Here is an 18,835-nt window from a genome sequence, read left to right on the forward strand (position 1 = left end):
CGTATCCAGTTTGCACAGGCAGCCCCGGCAGTCGGACAATGGCGGCAGGTTTTTTCAAGACCCGGCCTGACTATGAAATTTCGCTTCCACCTGCAGCCCGACAGCGACGTTCCCGCCTCTACCCAATTGCTCAATCAGATCAGCTTTGCCATCGCCTCGCGCCAGTTTCCGCCCGGCTACCAGCTACCGAGCACCCGGCAGTTGGCAATGATCACCGGCCTGCACCGCAACACGATCAACAAAGTCTACAGCCAGCTGGAGGAGTTGGGCCTGGTAGAAGCCCAACCCGGCTCGGGCATCTACGTCAGAGCCCTCAGCCTCAAACAGCGCTCCCGACTTGCCCAGATAGACCAGTTTCCCGAAGCGAACGCGGTGGTGCAAAAGAGCCTCGACACTCTGCTGGAGCACGGCTGCACCCTTGAGCAGGCAAGAGCGCTCTTTTTAGCGGAGATCGACTGGCGGCTGCGCTGCAGTGCGGTCGTGCTGGTGGCGACTCCGGCCCACGATCTGGGGTTGGGAGAATTGATTGGCCAGCAACTGCAGCAGGCTCTGGCCATTCCCGTCCAGGTAGTCGCCTTCGAGGAACTTGAGCGCGCCCTCGAGCGCACCCAATCGGCCACCGTGATCACCAACCGCTATCATCTGGCGAGAGCCGAGACGATCGCCGCCCCGCGCCAGGTGCGGGTGTTGCCGGTCGAGATCACCGACTTCAGCGAAGAGATCGCCCTGGTGAAGGCGCTGCCCAGGGACAGCTGCCTGGGGCTGGTGAGCCTCAGCTCCGACATCCTCAACGCCGTCGAACTGTTTTTGCACAGCCTGCGGGGCGAGGAGATTCTGGTGTTGACGAGTCAACTGGAGGACACCCCCCGGTTGCGGGCAATCGTTCGCAGCGCCCAGCTCATCATTGCCGACCAGGCAAGCCGCGCGCCGGTCGAACAGATCATCCAGCAGCTGCGGGCCGACCTCATCCGCCCGCCGCAACTGTTCTGCAGCGAGCAGTACATCCAGCCCGAATCGATCCGTACCCTGAAGCGCGAACTGGGCCTGAGCTGATTTTTTAATTACTCCCCACTGGCCGCCAGTCTCCTGAAGGAATAAAAGCCGACCAGTAAAAAGGATGGGCAAGTTCGGGCCGGGCGATCATCTGCAGTTGGGCCTGGCGCAGCGCCTCAGCCCGGCCTACTTGGGAGCGCAACTGCCGGTAGTAGTCCACCATCAGATCTTTCGTCGCAACGTCCCCGACTTTCCAGAGGCTGACCAGTTCGCTCTGGGCACCGGCCAGGGTAAGCGCGCGCCTCAGTCCGTAGATGCCCTCGCCGTCGGCCACATCGCCGAGGCCAGTGTCGCAGGCAGAGAGCACCACCAGCTGGGTGCCGCGCAGATCCAGACTTGAGACTTCCAGCGCCGTCAGCACTCCGTCGTCGGTGCCGCTCTCGCGGCGGTTAAAACCCGCCAGGACGAGCCCCGAGCGCAACAGCGGATTTTCGAGCTGGTCGCTGCGCTTTAAGAAAAAGCCGTGGGTCGCGACGTGCAGAATGCTCGGACCCTGCACCTGCCGGAGCGCATTCTCGGTTGCCTCCGGGCCGGTAAGCAATCTGGCTTTTGGCCAGAGGGCACCGATGGCGGATCCTTCCTCGCGGGTGGCCGGTAGTGGGGCAAAGTGCAGCTTTCGAATATCGATCGAACGCAGCTGGGGTGCCTCCTCACCGCTCGCCGCATCGAAGTCAGGGTCGGCGACGATGAGCGGCGGTTGGCGGGGCGCATCCAGTCGGGCCAATCGCAGTAGATCGCGGCCAGAACCGAGATAACTGAAGGTGTACTGCTCGACGAGATAGCGATTCTGTTCATCGACCAGGGCGGCGAAGGGGATGAGGTGCAACTGGCTGTCGGGAGAAAGCAAGATCTGGCGCGTCTGGCCCAGCTTTTTGCGGATCGGTTGCATCAGTCGATGGTCGAGGGCACGGGCGACGCCCTTGAGTTGCTCGACGGGCAGGTTGCGGTTGCGCACCGCGTCGCGAAACGCGCCAATTGCCGTCCCTAACCTCGCCGCATCGCCTAGATCCAGCCACTCCGGTTCTGCTCCAGCCCGCACCAGATAGGCGGCGTAGCGGGGTGGACCGAACTGATTGGAAGCCCTGGTGGCTTTGAAGTTGCAGGGCCGGTAGAGCACCAGCTCGACCAGGGCCGCCCCGGCGGGCACCTGCCTCTGGACCGCCTCGATCGCGATCGGGGTAGAGCGGACGGCAAAATCGGCGCTGCGCCGGCTGAGGTCCGCCTCCAGTTTTTCGGCCCGTAGCGTAAGGGCATTCGTTCTGGAGCGGTACTGCGGCTGCGGCTCGTCCACCGGCGGCTCGAAGATTGCCGCTGCCAGTTGAGCGCGAAGACCGGCCAGCTCGTCGAGGTTCTGCCGATCGCCTGCGTCCAGGTGCTGGCGCAGCACAGCCAGATCGTCGCTCAGAAAATCGAGGACGCGGCCCTTGCGCCGCAGCACCGTCGTGAGGGCCAGCCGTGCCGCCGCTGCGTCACCCGGCATCGCCTGCAGATGCAGCGACAGAGCGATATCCGCCGTCTTGCTGAGGGTAGTGAGGTAATCGCGCTTTTGCTTCTCAGAACCCGTCGCCAGCGTGAGGCTGAGATTGTGCTCCTGGATGTCGAGGCTCTGGGCCAGCCACTGCAGCCCCTGGCGGGGCTTTGCCTGGGCAACGGCTACGAGGGCCAGCCCATCGAGAGCCTGGCTCAGCAGGGGATGCTGGGGGCCAAGCGCCTGGGTGCGGATGGCCAGGGTGCGCCGGTAGAGGGAGTCCGCCTGGGCATAGCGGCCCTGCCAGCGCTCCAGCTCCGCCAGATCGACGAGTACCGCTGCCACATCGGCATTCTCAGGGCCGAGGGCGCGCTCGACAATGGCCAGGGCGCGCCGGTAGAGCGCTTCGGCCTGGTCGTACCGGCTCTGGGCCACCGCCACCTCAGCGAGGTTGGTCATGCTCTCGGCCACATCCGGATGATCCAGCCCGAGCCCTTTTTTGCGAATCGCCAGCGCCCTCTCCAGCAGCGGCTTTGCCTGGTCATAGCGGCCCTGATCGATCAACGTCACTGCCACGTTGTTGAGGCTGGAGGCAAAGTCGGGATGCCACGGACCCAGCGCCTTTTCGCGAATCGCCAGGGCGCGGCGGTAGAGACGTTCCGCCTCGGTGTAGTCGCCTTTGAGCCGGTAGAGTTCCGCCAGATTGTCGAGCGGCACCGTGATGACAGGATGTTCTACGCCCTTCGTCTTTTCGAGAATGGCGAGAGCCCGCTGGTAAAGGGGCTCCGCCTCGGCGTAGCGCCCCAGGGTTCGGTCCATCTCCGCCAGATTGGCGAGGCTACCGGCGACCTCGGGGTGCTCTGGACCAAGGGCTTTTTCGCGGATCGCCAGAGCGCGCTGAAACAGCTGCTCCGCCTGGGCATATTTGCCCTGGGTACCGTACAGGCTGGCCAGACCGTTCAGACTGAAAGCCACATCCGGATCGTCCGGTCCCAGTACTTTTTCGCGGATCGCAAGGGCGCGCCGGTAGAATCCTTCTGCCCGAGGGTAGTGGCCCTGTTCAAAGTTCAAAAGCGCCAGCCCGGCAACGGTCCGGGCGATGGCAGGATGGACCGAACCGAAAGCTTTTTCTTGAAGGGCGAGCGCACGGTTGTACAGTGGCTCCGCCCGGCCATAATCTCCCTGCCGCCGGTAGAGCGTCGCCAATTGCACCAGTGCGTCGGCAATCCGCACATCGCTGTGGCCAAAATTCTTTTCTTCCAGTGCCAGAACGGCACGGGCAGGAGCGAGGGCAGCGGCGTACCTGCCCGCACCGAGTAACTGCTGGACCTGCGCATTCAGCTGCTGGATCTGCTGGACCTGCGCCCTGGCGCTCAGCACCCCGGTTGCTGTGCTCAAAAAGCCCACCAGCAAGCTGGTTGCCATTGCTCGCCTCATTCTCATGGCGACGTGTAGTGCCTCCTTACCGATAAACGTAGACCCCTTCTGCCTGCCCTATGCAACCGGATGGGCCGGCCCCAGAGCGCACCCCCGTCCCCGTACAATGGTAGTCATGGATACTCTACGTCCCTCTGCTTTATCCCACGAACTCGAAGAGCTGATCAAACAACTGGCCAACAGCCCCCACGCCGATCTGGCCGCCCGTGCCCTGCGCCAGATTGTCCAGATCGGGGCCGATCCGGACCGCACCCGGCTGGATTGGAAGATCATCAACAACACCCTGCAGGACATGGAGCAGGGTTTTCGCATCTTTGCCCCCTACGCCCGCCAGCGCAAGGTGGCGATCTTCGGTTCGTCGCGCACCGGCCCCGAGACCCACACCTACCAGCAGGCCCGCGACTTTGCCGCCTGCATCGCCGCCCGTGGCTTTATGGTGATGACTGGAGCCGGCGGCGGGATCATGGAGGCGGGCAACGCCGGGGCCACCGCCGAGCGCTCCTTTGGCCTCAACATCAACCTGCCCTTTGAGCAGGGGGCCAACCCCTTTATCGAGGGCGACGAAAAGCTCATCGACTTCAAGTACTTCTTTACTCGCAAGCTCTTCTTTGTCCACGAGAGCGACGGCTTTGCCCTGTTTCCGGGTGGCCTCGGCACCCAGGACGAATGCTGCGAGGTGCTGACGCTTCTGCAAACCGGCAAAGCGGCGATGATGCCGGCGGTGATGATCGACCAGCCGGGGGGCGACTACTGGCGAACCTGGGACAGCTACCTGCGCAACCAGCTCCTGGGCCGGGGCCTGATCTCGCCCGCCGACCTCAACCTCTACCGGATCACCGACGATATCACCGTCGCCTGCGATCACATCTGCCAGTTCTACCGCGTCTACCACTCCAGCCGTTACCTGGGTTCAAAGCTGGTGATTCGCCTGCAGCAGCCATTGAGCGACGCCTTCGTCGAGGTGCTCAACGTGCAGTTCCACGACATTCTCACAGAAGGCCAGATCCTCAAAAGCCCAGCCCTGCCCCGCGAAAAGGACGACCAGACAGCCCACCTGCCCCGATTGGTCCTCAGCTTCGACCGGACGAACTTTGGTCGCCTGCGCGCCCTCATCGACGCAATCAACACCTACGAGCCGTCGGAGGATCTGCGCAGCACACCGGCGGTGCGCAACGGCGGCCATGCCAGCGACCCTGCCCTCGAAGCGCCCGCTTAGGAGTGCGGATATAATAGCCTCACAATCTGGGCCTGCCTGCGCCCGGACCCTGGAGTGCCTGGATGGACTTGATCGAGTGGTTTAAGGACCGGCGCAAGACGGGCCAGTTGCGCAAGGAGCAGCGCCAGCGCGAGATCGCTGACGGTCTTTGGACCAAGTGCGCCAGCTGTTCTGCCCTGCGCTACACCAAAGATTTTCACCTCAACCTGCTGGTCTGCCCGGACTGTGGCCACCACGAGCGCGTCCAGGCCCCCGAGCGCATCCGGCAGTTAATCGACCCCGACAGCTGGATTGCCACCGACGAGCATCTGCTCTCCAACGACCCGCTCAACTTCGTCGATAAAAAAAGCTACTCCGAGCGCCTGGTGCAGGCCCGCGAAAAGACCGGGCTCTCCGACGCCATCCTCACCGGCCTGGGCCGGCTGGACGGATCGCCGATTGCCCTGGGCGTCATGGATTTTCGCTTCATGGGCGGCAGCATGGGTTCGGTCGTGGGCGAACGCATCACCCGCTTAGTCGAGCGGGCCACCGCCGAGCGCCGTCCGGTGATCCTGATGTGCGCCTCCGGCGGAGCGCGGATGCAAGAAGGGGTGCTCTCGCTCGTCCAGATGGCCCGCACCAGCGCCGCTCTGCAAAATCACCGCGCCCATCGGCAACTATTTATCTCTGTTCTCACCCACCCGACCACCGGCGGTGTGACGGCGAGCTTTGCCATGCTGGGCGACATCATCCTCGCTGAGCCGAAGGCGACGATTGGCTTTGCCGGTAGACGGGTGATCGAGCAGACCCTGCGCCAGAAGCTGCCGGAAGGTTTTCAGACTTCTGAATTTTTGCTCAAGCACGGCTTTATCGATCGCATCGTCGAGCGCTCTCAACTGCGTCCGACCCTGATCAAGCTTGTCAAACTGCACACCGGCAGCGCCCCCCAGACTGCGCGCCCCCTGTCCCAACCGGCCACCCTCAGCGAAAACTGATTGTCCTATGGCACTGACTGGCGCTCAACTGCACGATCTGCTGCAGCGCAAGTGGGGGCGCTCCTACGACCTGCAGATCTTCCGGCGCGGCGAACGACTGTACCTGCAGGTGATGTGGCGCTACCTGGGCCAGGGCAGTTTTGCTCTGAGCGAGGACCAGTACGAAGCGCGCTTAGAGCGCATCAGCGCCTATCTGAGCGAACTGGGTGTGCAGCAGCAGGTGGTGGACTTTCTCATGAGCACCCGCGAGAAGCCCCGCATCGGTCGGGCCGTCTCCTTTGCGCTCGAAGTCGAATAAGCGCAACAGCGGCTCGAAATTCATCTTCCCAGGAGATTTGTCCTGTCGAGTTCTCCTGTTACACTTACCGACATCGCACAGGTGTGAGGGGATGAACGGACTGGATGCGACCCGCCGGGCCTGGGTCGAAATCGATCTCGATGCATTGAGGCAAAACGTACAGCATATTCGCTCACGCCTCGCAGGCCGTTGCCGGTTGCTGGCGGTTATCAAGGCGGACGCCTACGGCCACGGTGCTGTGGCAGCCGGTGAAGCGGCCCTCGCCGCCGGTGCCGACTGTCTGGGAGTCGCCACCCTCGAAGAAGGCATCCAGCTCCGGGAGGCGGGCCTGGGTTGCGCGATCGTCGTACTCTCGCCCATCCACACTCCCGCCGAGGTCAAAGCGGTCGCGCACTGGCGGTTGGAGCCGACCCTGTGTACCCCGCGTCAGGTGCTCGTCTGTGGGGAGCACTTGGCACGCCCCCATCCAATCCACCTCAAGATCGACACGGGCATGGGGCGGTTGGGAGCGCCCTGGTCCGAAGCGGTAGCCTTTGTTCGTCTGGCCCGCAGCCAGCCCCAACTGCAGATTGCCTCGCTCTACTCCCATCTGGCGACTGCCGACGAACCGGATTCTGCCGCCCTCGCCGAGCAGCACCGCCGCTTCGAGCAGGTACTTGCCGCTCTCAAACAAGAAGCCCTGCGGCCCGCCTGCGTCCACCTCGCCAACTCCGCCGCCGCCCTGGGCGATCCCAGCCTGCACTACGATCTGGTGCGCGTCGGCATGGCCCTCTACGGCCTCTATCCTGCCCCTATCTTCTGCCAGACTGTTCCGCTGCAGCCGGTCATGCAGGTGCGGGCGCGTATCACCCAGGTCAAGGATGTTCCAGCCGGCACCGGCGTCAGCTACGGCCACACCTACCGCACCACAAAAGATGCCCGCCTCGCTACGGTCGCCATCGGCTACGCCGACGGTGTGCCCCGGCGTCTGTCGAACCGGATGGAAGCGCTGCTGCACGGCACCCGCGTCCCCCAGGTGGGCACAATCACGATGGATCAACTGCTGATTGACTGCAGCCAACTTCCCCAGGCCCGCGAAGGCGACATCGTGACCCTCATCGGCAGCGACGCCGCCGAGACAATTGGCGCGGACGATTGGGCAACCCGGCTTGAGACGATCGCCTACGAAATTGTCTGTGGATTCAAGCACCGCCTGCCGCGTATCGTGCGCGCCGCCAGCCCCTCACCCCGGCCCCCAGAGGGGGCCAGGAGCGAGGAATCGGTCTAGTGCTCTTCTAAAACGCGGCAGATAGCAGCGTCCGCAGAGGAGGTAAGTACCTTGGTGTCGCAGGGAAGATCGTCGCTGTAGTAGATGATTTCGCCTGGGCCACCGGCACCGCCGCCGCCACCCCCGCCGGAGGGGAAGTAGTCCGAGAGACTCAGACTGCTGGTGAACTCGGCTCCGTTCGTAAGTGGATCCTGACCGTTGTACTGCGCTCCCGGCAGAACGTTCAGCCGCGTCGAGTCACCTGCAATCAGTAGCAGCGATCCGGTGCCACCAACATCCTCAGCGGAAAGACCGCCGGTACTGACGACCTGGCCACCGAAGGTGAGCACACCTGTCTCACTGCCCAGAGCCACCGCTCCACCGCCGCCGCCCCCACCGGTCAGTTCAGGCGTGGTGGAATTGAGGGCGGCCCGTGCTACCCGGTTTGCCTTTGGTTGAGGTTGACCAGGCTGACCAGGCGTGCCACCGCCGCCGCCTGCGCCACCTGCGCCACCTTTAGCAGGGATGGGAACATCGATGGGAATAGGGGGAAAACCAGGAGGAATGGGAAGGATTATCCGGACGCACTTGTCTCCGCCGCCACCGCCACCACCGCCGCCACCGCCAAATGCATTACCTGCATTGCCCTTGCCTCCTACACCACCGTTCGGGGCAGCACCGCCTGCCCCGCCTCTGCCGCCAGCACTGGCACCGAGGACACCGCCAGCTCCGCCAGCTCCGCCAGCCACAGCAGCAGGACATTTGCCTGCCGCCCCAACCCCACCAGCGGCTCCGCCAAAAACGGCTCCATTCCCGGCAGCACCGGCATAACCACCGCCACCGCCGCCACCGCCACCACCAGCGTTGCCGATGATCCGGCCACGACCGTTGCGGATGGGCAGACCCGCACCACCGTCACCGCCTTTGCCACCAGCGAAGGCGTAGCTGCCCTTGCCACCAGCAGCACCACCGGCCCGAGCGACGCCGCCAAAACCGCCCATCTTCGTCCCGAGCGGTTGGGAGCTGGCTCCACCGGAACCGCCACTCACGTCGATGCTCCCAGCAAGCTCGAGATCGCCTTTGGCGAATACGTGCAGTACACCGCCACCGGCTCCGCCCCCACCGCTTGCATTTTCTCCTCCTGCCTGACCCGGCTGGCCGTTGAGGGCAAAGGTACCGCCCAGGTAAGCTGTATTGCCGGAAGTGAGAATTACAGCTCCATCGCCGCTCGCGGTCACTGTTACACCAGGAGCGATGTAGATGTTCGAGAAGTCGTAGACGAAGACAGCTGGCGTTTCGCCCGGCTCAATGCCCGGCACGACAACAGACAGTGGAACAGCACGAGCCACTCCCGGCTGCAATAGACCATTGATCGAGTAGGTGCCGGTGCTGGTATCGAAGCTGATGGTGCCGCTACTGACATTCAACTCGCCCAGAGCGCTTTCTGGAGCAAAACTAACGGGCAGCACAGCTACCGGACCATCGACCGATTGGGTGCGTAGAGGGGAACGAACGACAGAGCTTTTCACAGTTGGGGATGCAGCCTGGACAGAGTCCACCGGCAGCAGTGGAGAGGCAAGGGCGATCAAGAGCAGGCCAGCGATTGGAGTGGCTTTATAACACTTCATGGGAGGAATCTCCGTAAAGAAGCAGGCAGCGCAAAGAGATGGCCGAACAATCTCGACCACAAGCCTCTGCAGGCCCGATTCTGGTTTATTGCACAGACTCGTTACACCCCAGCGATGGCGGGCTGTTGATTTTGTGTGCGCCTACACCGTCACCGACATTCGCACAGCAACGAGTCACTGTCAGGCGCTATGACAGTGAGCAAGAACTGAATACTAATAGAACGAATGGCGACAGTTGACCCCGCTGTGTCGCCGTCTTTATCTTGACGATAATTTCGATAGCTGGCCAGCTCGAAAACTATTCACTTTGCACTACCGATTGTCCATTTGTTGCTCACCCTGACCCCCGTTAACCTGACCCCCCGGCCCCTCACCCCTTGTGGGAGAGGGGAGTAAGACAACTCTGCAACTGACTTCACTTAGCCCCTCTGCAGCCCAGTTACAGTGAACCCCCCTCTCCCCTCCTTCCCCCGCCGGGGAAGGAGGGGAGAGGGGGGCAGGGGGGTATGGGGAGGTGGGGGAACGGCCCTTAAGTCCTCGTCAACACCCGCTCCGCCAGCTTCTCAGGCACCTCCTGCAGGTGGGCGCGCCGCCACGCAAAGCAGCCCACCCCCAGAGTCAGGGAGCGCAACTCGACGGTAAAACCGTTCATCTCCGCCAGAGGCAGATAGGCGCTGATCCGGTCCCAGTCCTTGCGGGTAGCGTCGCCCTCGTAGTTGAGGATCTGGCCGCGCTTGCCGCTTAGAAGCCGCAGAGCACGGGCCGTAAACTCTGAAGGCACAAAGACCGACAACTCGACAATCGGCTCAAGGAGCACCGGCTGGCAGCGGGAGAGGCCATCGTTCATTGCGATGCGGGCCGCCTGCTTGAAGGCTTGCTCAGAACTATCGACCGTGTGGTAGGAACCGTTGGTGAGCACGACGGCGACATCGACCACCTGATAGCCCAGGGGTCCGCGCTCGAGCGATTCGCGCACCCCGGTCTCGACCCCCGGAATGTACTGGCGGGGCACGACGCCGCCCACGATCGTCTCGGAGAACTGAAAGCCGTCGCCCCGCGCTAAAGGCCGGATGTCGAGGTGAACGTCGCCGAACTGGCCGTGGCCGCCGGTCTGGTGCTTGTAGCGGCCATGGGTGGTGCAGGAGCGGCGGATCGTCTCGCAGTAAGGCACCTGGGGCAGGCGCGCCTGCATGGGCAGGTTGTACTTGCGCCGCAGGCGATCGAGGGCGACTTGCAGGTGAATCTCACCCTGACCCCAAAGCAGCACCTCGCGGGTGTTGGCGTTCTGTTCCCAGTCGAGGGAGGGGTCCTCCTCAAGCAGCTTACCGACGGCGGCGCTGAATTTGACCTCGTCGGCGCGCTTTTCAGGCGAGATAGCCAGAGCAAAAAGTGGAACAATCCGTTCTGCCTTTGGCAGCAGCTGGGCAATCGCCTCCGTCGAAAGGCTGTCGCCGGTCTTGATTCCTTCCATGCGACCGAGGGCAACGATTTCTCCTGCCCCCGCCGACTGCAATGGAGTCTGCTGCTGGCCGCACAGCCGGTAGAGGCCGCCGATGCGTACACTGCCCAGGGTCATGCCGTCGCTCAGGCTGCCGCGCCAGATGCGCACCAGCGACAGCTTGCCGCTCTGGGGGGTGTAGTAAGTCTTGAGCACCTGGGCGACGACCGGCCCGCCCGGCTCGACGCCCCGCAGGCGCGCCGTGCAGAGGGCGGCGGGCACCTCTTCGAGCAGAGCGGCGAGCATGGGCCGCACCCCAAAATCTTGAGAGGCAACTCCAAAAAAGACCGGCACGATCAAGTCGGCTTCGAGGTCGTGCTTGAGGCCGGTGCAGATTTCCTCCTCGGGCGGGGCGATCTCTTCGACGAGTTCTTCGAGCAGGTGATCGTCGAACTCGGCCAGCACTTCTAGCAGTTCCTCGCGGGCTGCCTGCTCCTCCGAGCGCAGATGTTCCGGCAGGGCGATCGGGTCGGGGGGGCCACCGGGGTGGTACTGCCAGGCTTTTTCGCTTACCAGATCGATAAACCCGCTTAAACGTTCGCCCTGGCCAATCGGGAACTGGCGCAGGGCGAGGGGACGGCTGGAGACGGACTGTAAAGCCACCAGGACTTCTTTGACGGCTGTACTCGCTCGGTCCATCTTGTTGATAAACAGGACGTGGGGAATCTGCCAGTCGTCGAGAAACTTCAATAAAGGAGCGAGGGTGAGCACCTTCGTCACCTCCGCCTCACAGACGACGATCGCAGCATCCACGCCTACCAGAGCGTTCCAGCTCTCCTGCACAAATTCGACCGAACCGGGGCAATCGAGAAAACTCAGTTGGGCTCCCCGGTATTCGCTGAAGGCTGCCGTCACCTCGACACTCATCTGGCGGTTGCGGGCCTCAGCGACGCCGTCGGCCACCGAATTGCCATCGACGACACTCCCCTTGCGGCTGATCGCACCGGTCACATAGAGCAGGCTTTCGAGCAGGGTCGATTTGCCACTCTGGTAAGGACCGACGATTGCAATGCTGCGCCATTGCGCGCTCACGTTGTTGTTCATAAGCGTCACGCAAATTCATGAAGAAAATAAACGGAACCCGGCCTGAAGTTGCGGATTCAACCATTGGAAAATCGTTTCCGCATCGTATCCGGAGTTCCAATTGTCCCAGCCAAAATGGTGCAAAACGTTACGAAGAACACATCCGCGATTTCGAGATTGAGCCTCAACGCCGCCCACAGCAGCAGGGCAGCCCTGTAGACTGTAATGAACAGCCGAACGAGGACCGGGCGGTATGTTTGTCAGACACGATCCGATCGCAGACGCGGATGGGCAGCGGCTACTCGATGCTGTTGCCGCACCAATTTTTTGCCTGGATGGCCGGGGGCGGTGCAGCTACATCAATCCGGCAGCGGCGAGTTTGTTTGGCTATGCCGTCCACCAGTTGCTCGGCCAGTGCCTGACACGCCTGGTGCTTGCCAGAGGCGAAGGTCGTCTGTTCAGCGCTGTTTTGAGTGAAGAGGATCCTCCTTCCACCGGTACCGCCCGCTTTACCCGCCGCGACGGCACGACCTTCAAGGCCCGCTACAGCTGCGTGCCTTTGGGAGGGGCGGCATTGGCAGTCAGCCTTGAGGCGATCGTCGAGGAACCGGCAGCGGTCGAAGAATACGCTTCACTGTTTTTTGAGCAGGCGCTGCCGCCCATCGTCTTTTTTGCAGCCGATGGCCGGATCTTGAAGGCGAACGCCGCCGCCCGCCTTCTGTGGGGCGAAAAAGACTTTGAAGATCCTTCTTATTCGCTGTTGGGCGATCCAAAGTTGATCGCCTCGGGCTGGCTGCCGCAGGTGCTCAAGGCTTTTGCCGGTGAGACGGCGACTTTGCCCCCGATCGCCCACGGGGGGAATGGTCAGCAGTGGTTCCAGGCAATTCTCTGCCCGATTCGCGATCCAGACGGCAGTGTAAACGCCCTTGCCCTTGTCTACCACGACGTAAGCGCCCTCAAACACGCCGAGCAGCTCGCCTGCGGTCAGATCGAGGCGCTGGTCACGACCCTCAACACTCTGGCGGCCAATCCCACCCTCGACAGTTTTTTAGGCCAGGTGCTTACGACGATCGCCACCCAGCTCAAAGCGCCTCTGGCGGAATTCTGGCTCACCGACTTTGAGCACGATCTATCGGTGATGCACTTTACGAGCTACCAGGGGCGGATCTGGATGGGGGCCGACCAGCCGGACCATCCCGGCGCGCGCGGCATTCCCCTCGCCCTCGCCCGCGAACAGGAGTGCTACCAGCAGGTCTACGTGCAGCGCCGCCCCTACCAGCTCAAAGACATCGCCGCCCTGGAGCAGGGGGGACAGGGGCCACTGTGGGATGATTTTCGGCGCTGGGCCGCCGCGCGCGGCGTCCAGACCAAGCTGGTGGTGCCGCTTGTGCTGGGCGAGCAGGTGATCGGTGCTTTCAGTTTTTGCGACAACGAGCCTCGGGTCTACACGGCTCAAGAAATCGAGCTGGCCCAGGCGATCGCCCACCAGGCGACGCTGGCGGTGCAGCTGACGCGCCTGGCTGAGCAAAAGCGGCACTCGGCGGTGCTCGAAGAGCGCAACCGCATGGCTCGCGAACTGCACGACACGCTGATGCAGAGTCTGGCAGGCATCGTCATCCAGTTGCAGGCGGCCCTCGACCCCCATACGGCAGCTATAGACGAACAGCGCCAGCACATCGAGCAGGCCCGCCAGCTTGCCCGCCAGAGCCTGGCGGAGGCGCGCCGCTCGGTGCAGGCGCTCAGGCCGCAGCAGCTCGAAGAAAACCGACTCGACTCTGCCCTGGAGGCTTTGCTGGCCCAGGCCAGCCTCAATACCAGCGTTCAGATCGACTGTCAGATCGAGGGCACGCCCTACCCACTTGTTCCAGATGTCGAGCATCACCTTCTGCGCATCGCCGCCGAAGCGCTCAGCAACGCCCTCCAGCACGCCCAGGCCCGCCAGGTGCGCGTTCTGCTGGCCTATAGGCCCGAGCAGGTGCATCTTTCGATCGCAGACGATGGCCGGGGCTTCGATCCCCACGCTCACCGTCCAGAGCGCTTTGGGCTGGTGGGCATGGCTGAGCGCGCCCAGCAGATCGCAGCGCGCCTCACGATCGACAGCGCACCGGGGCAGGGCACCCACCTCTCGGTCGTCCTCAAGCGCCCCAGCTAAGCGCGCTGGACTTCGGCGCGCACCACCGGCAGGGCAGCCAAAAGGGGAATAAGCGACGGCTGGCCCTGGCCAGGTCCGCCTACGATCTCGACGATCTTGCCCGCCGCTTCGGGAGCGGCCCCCGCTTCGACGCAGACGCGGGCAACGTCGGCGCGGTCGATGGTGCCTTCAAAGAGCGTGTCGGCGGGCCGGACGATAATCTCGTTGCCGCCGCCGCCCTCGCGCAGGCCGCCCGGACGGACGATTGTAAAATCAAGGCCGCTTGCGATCAGATAATCTTCGGCCTTTTTCTTCCAGAGGAGCACGCCGCCAAAGAGGTTGAGCGGGTGCAACAGCCTTGAGACGCAGAGCGAGCTGACGAGCACGAAGCGCTTCACCCCGGCTGCTCGCTTCGCTTCATCGATCAGGTGGCGGGTGCCTTCGTAGTCCACCTGCTGCGCGCCGTTGCCGCCAAAACCGCTGCGGGTGCCGGTCGCACAGATGAGCGTTTCGACACCCGTCAGTGCCCCGACAAGCGTCCCCGGCTGGGCGACATCGACGATGGCAATCTCGACGCTGTCGCCAAAAAGCTCCACAGCCCTCTCCCGCGAGCGCACCAGCAATTTTGGCACCTCCCCCTGGCCCCTGAGGCGACGGACGATCTGCCTGCCGGTCTGACCGGTGGCCCCTACAACCAGAATCGACATGGTGCCTCCTTCATCAGGCGAACAGCCCCCATCCGGGGGCTCAGGATCGATTCTGACCTCAGCTGACGAGGTTGTCGCCTTTCTGAAGGAGTTCCTTGAGGAACCAGCGCTGCTTCTGGTGGGTCTGCACCAGCCGGGTATAAACGTCCGCCGTGCCGATGTCACCGGCCTCGGTGGCCGCCTCGGCGTCCTTGTGCATCTCGGCGATGATCACCTCGTGGGCTATGAGCGCTTCCTGAACCATCTCGCGCAGCGACAGCTCACCCTCGCTCGCTCTGACGGTCGCCGTGGGCAGGTACTTCGCCGGATCGGCCACGGGTTTGCCGTCGATCATCAAGCTGCGCTCCGCCAGCTCGTCGATCGTATCGAGCACCTGGGAGCTGTGCTCGTCGAACAACAGATGATAGTCGCGAAACAGCGGGCCAAAGCTCAGCCAGTGGTACTTCTTGTAGTTGAGGTATAAAACCAGGGCGTTCGCCTGCTCGCGGTTGAGCGCGGTCACCAGTTCGGTCAAACGCGGCTGGAGTGTCGTTGTCATTGTCTCCCCTCCAAAAGTTAGATATGTGATGCCTGGCAAGAAAACAGGCCGATTGCAGCCAGGGGCAGCGCCCAGCTCAAAACCCGTAACCAGGATGGATTACGGCGAAACCTATACTCAAGATACGCGACGAGGGCAGCGCCGGGCACCTGCGGGCACAGAGCAAGAAAACGTCCTGCCACGTCTGCCTCCTGCTAACCTCAAACTTCTTTATTTAGAATAAGTCTAAATTAGGATTTAGTCAAGACAGAGGGCCAATCGTCCCTGGGGATCGAGGCCGACGATCTCCCCTCCTGCGGCAGTGAGGGCGAGCAGATAATCGACCGCCTCGGCGCTGATCGCTTCGCCGGGCAGAACGATCGGCACACCGGGCGGGTAGGCAGAGACGGCAGCGGCGCTGGTGCAGCCAATCGCCTGGGCCAGAGGCAGTCGGCGGTGGGGGCGCTCGAACGCCTGGCGGGGGGTCAATCGTTGTTCCCCAGGACGCGGGCGGGGCACCGGACAGCTCAGCAAAGCCCCAGCCGGGGCCGGCTCTGCCGCCAGGGCAAACAGCGCCGAGCGCAACTTTTCGATGTCCAGAAGCCCGTGGGCTGTATTGAGGATAAAGACCAGGTGCCGGTGGGTGGCCAGTTCCGCCCGCACTCCGGCCTCCTGGTTCAGCCACGCCTCGGCGGCAAAGCCACTCCAGCCGCAACCGGCGACGTCGATCGTGATCCGCGTCGGATCGAGGGCGGCAAGACCGGGCACGGGCCGGTCAGGTTCCATCGCCAGAACCGCAAAAGGCAGGTGGGCGCGCAACTTTTCGGCCAGAACCAGCGCCCCGGCGAGCAGGGTGTGTCCTGAGTTCACCATCTGGGCGCGGGCCAGATCGAGCGAGGCCATGAGCAGGTAGCTGGGGCTGGTGCTCTGCAAAAGCCGCAGGGCCGCCTCGATTCGACCCGGATCTACAAGGCTTCCCTGCTGGTGCAACAGCGCCGCCTGGGTGAGGGCCGGCAGCGTCTTGTGGGCCGAATGAACGACCACATCCGCACCGGCTGCAAGGGCACAGACCGGCAGCGCCTCGTGAAAGCGAAAGTGGGCACCGTGGGCAGCATCGACCAGGAGCGGGATACCTTGTGCGTGGACAGCGCGGGCGATCGCGGCCACTTCGCCTGTGGCTCCAAAGTAAGTCGGATGGACCACCAGCACCGCCCGCGCCTCTGGATAACTCGCGAGGGACACTTCCACACTCTCCAGGGTCGGCCCGTGGCTCAGCTCCCAGGTGCTGTCCCAACTGGCTTCGAGATACACCGGCTTTGCCCCGCACAACACCAGGGCGTGCAGGACGCTCTGGTGGCAGTTGCGCGGCAAGAGCACCGTGTCGCCTTCCCCCACAGTAGCGAGCAGCATCGCGGCGATCCCGACCGTCGAGCCGTTGATCAAAAACCAGCTTCGCTCCGCCCCCCAGGCTTCGGCGGCCAGTTGCTGGGCCTGGGCGATCACCCCGACCGGAGCGTGCAGGTTGTCCAGCCCTTCCAGTTCGCTCAGATCCAGTGCGCCCCAGTTGCGCCAGTACTTGAGCGGTTCCGGTAGCCCGGTGCCGCCGTTGTGGCCGGGCGTGTGAAAGCCGCTGCCCACTGAGGCAGCAGCCCGGCAGAGCGCCTCCCACAGTGGTGCGCCCATCACCGAAATCCTGTCGCCTGTGGCACAATACATGTCATATCCACAGAATATTCCCGTACTGGCGGGGCGGTCGCAGTGGGTTCAAGGCCCACTTTTTTAATGGCATGAAACCCCACGATATCGTCGAGCAGGTAACGGCACTGGCGGAGCCATTAGCCGCCGAATTGGGTCTACAACTGGTGGCGGTAGCCTTCCAGACCCATACCAGGCCCGCCACCCTGCGCGTGGATATTCGTCATCCCACCAGCGATACCGGCCTCGACGACTGCGAGCGGATGAGCCGCGCCCTCGAAGCGCGCCTCGATGCTCAGGACATCGTTGCGGGCGCTTACAACCTCGAGGTCTCAAGCCCCGGTGTCGAGCGCGTCCTCACGAGCGACCGCGAATTTGTCGCCTTTCGCGGCTTTGCCGTCATAGTCAAGACCTTTGCACCGGTGGGCGGCAAAAAGCAGTGGGAGGGAAGGTTACTTGAGCGCGACGAGGCGAACGTCTATTTCACCGTCGGTGGGCGGCGCGTCGCTCTGCCGCGCGAGCAGGTGGCGCGGGTGCAGTTGATCCACGCTTCCCATTCGTCCTGACAACTACATAGTCTGAGGAGAGTCAAACGTGTCAATGATCTATTTGCCCGGCATCAATCAGCAGATCGAAACGATCAGCCGGCAGCGGAACTTACCCAAACATGCCGTCAAAGAAGCGCTCGTCGAAGCCCTCAAAAAAGGCTACGAGCGCTTTCGCAAGACCTACCGCGACCCACGCGAGACGGGCGACGAACTGATTTTCGATAACTTTATCGTCGAACTCGACACCGACCGCGAGGGCTTCCGCATTCTTGCCACCAAGACGATCGTCGAGACCGTCAACGACACCGACCAAGAAATCGCCCTCGCAGAAGTGCGCGAGGTCGCCCCGGACGCCGAACCTGGCGGCACGGTCGTCGTCGATGTCACCCCCGAAAAGGGCGACTTTGGCCGGATGGCCGCCATCCAGACCAAGCAGGTGCTCTCGCAAAAGTTGCGCGACCAGCAGCGCAAACTGATTCAAGAAGAATTCCGCGAACTGGAGGGCACCGTCCTGCAGGCGCGGGTGATGCGCTTCGAGGGCCGCTCGGTCATCTGTGCCGTCTCCAGCGGCTTTGGCCAGAGCGAGGTCGAAGCGGAGCTACCCAAAAACGAGCAGTTGCCCAACGAGCCCTACCGCATCGGTTCCGCCTTCAAAGTCTTTTTGCGCAAAGTCTGGGAAGGTTCCCGCCGGGGCCCGCAACTACTGGTCTCCCGCGCCGACGCCGGTCTGGTCGTCTATCTTTTTGCCAACGAAGTCCCCGAAATCGAAGATGAGATCGTCCGGATCGTGGCGGTGGCCCGCGAGGCAAACCCCCCTTCGCGCACCGTCGGCCCGCGCACCAAGATTGCCGTCGATACCCTCGAACGCGACGTCGATCCGGTCGGTGCCTGCATCGGGGCGCGGGGTTCGCGCATCCAGGCAGTCGTAAATGAACTGCGCGGCGAAAAGATCGACGTGATCCGCTGGTCGCCGGACCCGGCCACCTACATCTCCAACGCCCTCTCCCCGGCCAGGGTCGTGCAGGTGCGCCTCGTCGATCCCGATGCCCGGCAGGCCCACGTCATCGTCCCCGACGACCAGCTCTCGCTTGCCATCGGCAAAGAAGGCCAGAACGTCCGCCTCGCCGCCCGCCTCACCGGCTGGAAAATAGACATCAAAAAGTCGTCCGAATACAGCGTCGAGGCTTACTGAGGACGGTAGATTCAACTACTGTCAGGTACCGTCAGGTGGCTTCTCCCACCTGACGGTATCCACACGCTGATACTTGTTCAAGCGGATCGAAGCAAACAAGCTTGCAATCACAACTTATGAGACAAGCATAAAATATTTGCTTTGCGCAAATCAGCAGATTGCGAAGATTTGAGAACCCTTATTTTAATATCGACCAACCAATGG

At 63.0% G+C, this 18,835-nt stretch carries 14 protein-coding genes; 8 read left to right on the top strand and 6 right to left on the bottom strand.

Annotated elements, in window-relative coordinates:
• Positions 1 to 72 precede the first annotated feature (72 nt).
• Positions 73 to 1,053 carry a GntR family transcriptional regulator gene (locus GKIL_RS02835; RefSeq protein WP_023171873.1) on the top strand — a complete coding sequence of 327 codons (981 nt, stop codon included), beginning with the start codon at positions 73 to 75 and terminating at the stop codon, positions 1,051 to 1,053.
• Between the two features lie 4 nt (positions 1,054 to 1,057).
• Here the strand turns inward: GKIL_RS02835 and GKIL_RS02840 are convergent, their stop codons facing one another.
• Positions 1,058 to 3,946 (bottom strand): tetratricopeptide repeat protein, encoded by a 2,889-nt coding sequence (locus GKIL_RS02840; RefSeq protein ID WP_023171874.1) that lies wholly within the window; start codon positions 3,944 to 3,946, stop codon positions 1,058 to 1,060.
• A gap of 118 nt (positions 3,947 to 4,064) precedes the next feature.
• On the opposite strand from GKIL_RS02840, the gene GKIL_RS02845 reads away from it, so the two are divergent.
• The 4 genes from GKIL_RS02845 (at position 4,065) to alr (ending at position 7,713) form a co-directional block, all read left to right on the top strand.
• Positions 4,065 to 5,174 (top strand): LOG family protein, encoded by a 1,110-nt coding sequence (locus tag GKIL_RS02845; protein WP_023171875.1) that lies wholly within the window; start codon positions 4,065 to 4,067, stop codon positions 5,172 to 5,174.
• A 62-nt stretch (positions 5,175 to 5,236) separates the two neighbouring features.
• The gene (accD, locus tag GKIL_RS02850) at positions 5,237 to 6,148 is read left to right on the top strand and encodes an acetyl-CoA carboxylase, carboxyltransferase subunit beta (RefSeq protein ID WP_023171876.1); all 912 of its coding nucleotides are present in this window, start codon (positions 5,237 to 5,239) and stop codon (positions 6,146 to 6,148) included.
• A 13-nt stretch (positions 6,149 to 6,161) separates the two neighbouring features.
• On the top strand, positions 6,162 to 6,446 hold the full coding sequence (locus GKIL_RS02855) for a DUF3067 family protein (protein ID WP_041244280.1): 285 nt from the start codon (positions 6,162 to 6,164) through the stop codon (positions 6,444 to 6,446).
• A gap of 91 nt (positions 6,447 to 6,537) precedes the next feature.
• Positions 6,538 to 7,713 (top strand): alanine racemase, encoded by a 1,176-nt coding sequence (gene alr, locus GKIL_RS02860; RefSeq protein ID WP_023171879.1) that lies wholly within the window; start codon positions 6,538 to 6,540, stop codon positions 7,711 to 7,713.
• Here alr and GKIL_RS25165 read toward each other — a convergent pair.
• Together GKIL_RS25165 and GKIL_RS02880 are read right to left on the bottom strand one after the other, a co-directional pair.
• Complete coding sequence (locus GKIL_RS25165) at positions 7,710 to 9,320, bottom strand: hypothetical protein (protein ID WP_023171880.1); 1,611 nt, start codon at positions 9,318 to 9,320, stop codon at positions 7,710 to 7,712. The genes alr and GKIL_RS25165 overlap by 4 nt on opposite strands.
• 529 nt (positions 9,321 to 9,849) lie before the next feature.
• Complete coding sequence (locus GKIL_RS02880) at positions 9,850 to 11,862, bottom strand: elongation factor G (protein WP_023171882.1); 2,013 nt, start codon at positions 11,860 to 11,862, stop codon at positions 9,850 to 9,852.
• Between the two features lie 232 nt (positions 11,863 to 12,094).
• Here GKIL_RS02880 and GKIL_RS22210 point away from each other — a divergent pair, with 232 nt between their 5' ends.
• Positions 12,095 to 13,993, top strand: a complete 1,899-nt coding sequence (locus tag GKIL_RS22210) for a PAS domain-containing protein (RefSeq protein ID WP_023171883.1) — start codon at positions 12,095 to 12,097, stop codon at positions 13,991 to 13,993.
• Here GKIL_RS22210 and GKIL_RS02890 read toward each other — a convergent pair.
• The 3 genes from GKIL_RS02890 to GKIL_RS02900 all read right to left on the bottom strand — a co-directional run bounded on the left by GKIL_RS02890 (position 13,990) and on the right by GKIL_RS02900 (position 16,879).
• Positions 13,990 to 14,679: an SDR family oxidoreductase gene (locus GKIL_RS02890; RefSeq protein ID WP_023171884.1), complete on the bottom strand. Its 690-nt coding sequence runs from the start codon at positions 14,677 to 14,679 to the stop codon at positions 13,990 to 13,992. The two genes, GKIL_RS22210 and GKIL_RS02890, sit on opposite strands and share 4 nt — an antisense overlap.
• 58 nt (positions 14,680 to 14,737) lie before the next feature.
• Entirely contained in the window at positions 14,738 to 15,217 is a 480-nt protein-coding gene (locus GKIL_RS02895) for a Dps family protein (RefSeq protein ID WP_023171885.1), read from the bottom strand.
• 237 nt (positions 15,218 to 15,454) lie between these two features.
• Positions 15,455 to 16,879 carry an aminotransferase class I/II-fold pyridoxal phosphate-dependent enzyme gene (locus tag GKIL_RS02900; RefSeq protein WP_023171886.1) on the bottom strand — a complete coding sequence of 475 codons (1,425 nt, stop codon included), beginning with the start codon at positions 16,877 to 16,879 and terminating at the stop codon, positions 15,455 to 15,457.
• 104 nt (positions 16,880 to 16,983) lie between these two features.
• Here GKIL_RS02900 and rimP point away from each other — a divergent pair, with 104 nt between their 5' ends.
• Together rimP and nusA are read left to right on the top strand one after the other, a co-directional pair.
• A complete protein-coding gene (gene rimP, locus GKIL_RS02905) occupies positions 16,984 to 17,457 on the top strand; it encodes a ribosome maturation factor RimP (protein WP_023171887.1) in 474 nt (157 codons plus the stop codon).
• Positions 17,458 to 17,485: 28 nt separating this feature from the next.
• Positions 17,486 to 18,631 carry a transcription termination factor NusA gene (nusA, locus tag GKIL_RS02910; RefSeq protein WP_023171888.1) on the top strand — a complete coding sequence of 382 codons (1,146 nt, stop codon included), beginning with the start codon at positions 17,486 to 17,488 and terminating at the stop codon, positions 18,629 to 18,631.
• Positions 18,632 to 18,835 lie beyond the last annotated feature (204 nt).

It is taken from the genome of Gloeobacter kilaueensis JS1 (assembly GCF_000484535.1).
In the GTDB taxonomy this organism is placed as follows: domain Bacteria; phylum Cyanobacteriota; class Cyanobacteriia; order Gloeobacterales; family Gloeobacteraceae; genus Gloeobacter; species Gloeobacter kilaueensis.

Excerpts from the sequence above, each read along its gene's own strand:
- GKIL_RS02835 (WP_023171873.1), top strand. The coding sequence starts at position 73 with ATGAAATTTCGCTTCCACCTGCAGCCCGACAGCGACGTTCCCGCCTCT.
- GKIL_RS02840 (WP_023171874.1), bottom strand. The coding sequence starts at position 3,946 with ATGGCAACCAGCTTGCTGGTGGGCTTTTTGAGCACAGCAACCGGGGTG.
- GKIL_RS02845 (WP_023171875.1), top strand. The coding sequence starts at position 4,065 with ATGGTAGTCATGGATACTCTACGTCCCTCTGCTTTATCCCACGAACTC.
- accD (WP_023171876.1), top strand. The coding sequence starts at position 5,237 with ATGGACTTGATCGAGTGGTTTAAGGACCGGCGCAAGACGGGCCAGTTG.
- alr (WP_023171879.1), top strand. The coding sequence starts at position 6,538 with ATGAACGGACTGGATGCGACCCGCCGGGCCTGGGTCGAAATCGATCTC.
- GKIL_RS25165 (WP_023171880.1), bottom strand. The coding sequence starts at position 9,320 with ATGAAGTGTTATAAAGCCACTCCAATCGCTGGCCTGCTCTTGATCGCC.
- GKIL_RS02880 (WP_023171882.1), bottom strand. The coding sequence starts at position 11,862 with ATGAACAACAACGTGAGCGCGCAATGGCGCAGCATTGCAATCGTCGGT.
- GKIL_RS22210 (WP_023171883.1), top strand. The coding sequence starts at position 12,095 with ATGTTTGTCAGACACGATCCGATCGCAGACGCGGATGGGCAGCGGCTA.
- GKIL_RS02890 (WP_023171884.1), bottom strand. The coding sequence starts at position 14,679 with ATGTCGATTCTGGTTGTAGGGGCCACCGGTCAGACCGGCAGGCAGATC.
- GKIL_RS02895 (WP_023171885.1), bottom strand. The coding sequence starts at position 15,217 with ATGACAACGACACTCCAGCCGCGTTTGACCGAACTGGTGACCGCGCTC.
- GKIL_RS02900 (WP_023171886.1), bottom strand. The coding sequence starts at position 16,879 with ATGGGCGCACCACTGTGGGAGGCGCTCTGCCGGGCTGCTGCCTCAGTG.
- rimP (WP_023171887.1), top strand. The coding sequence starts at position 16,984 with ATGAAACCCCACGATATCGTCGAGCAGGTAACGGCACTGGCGGAGCCA.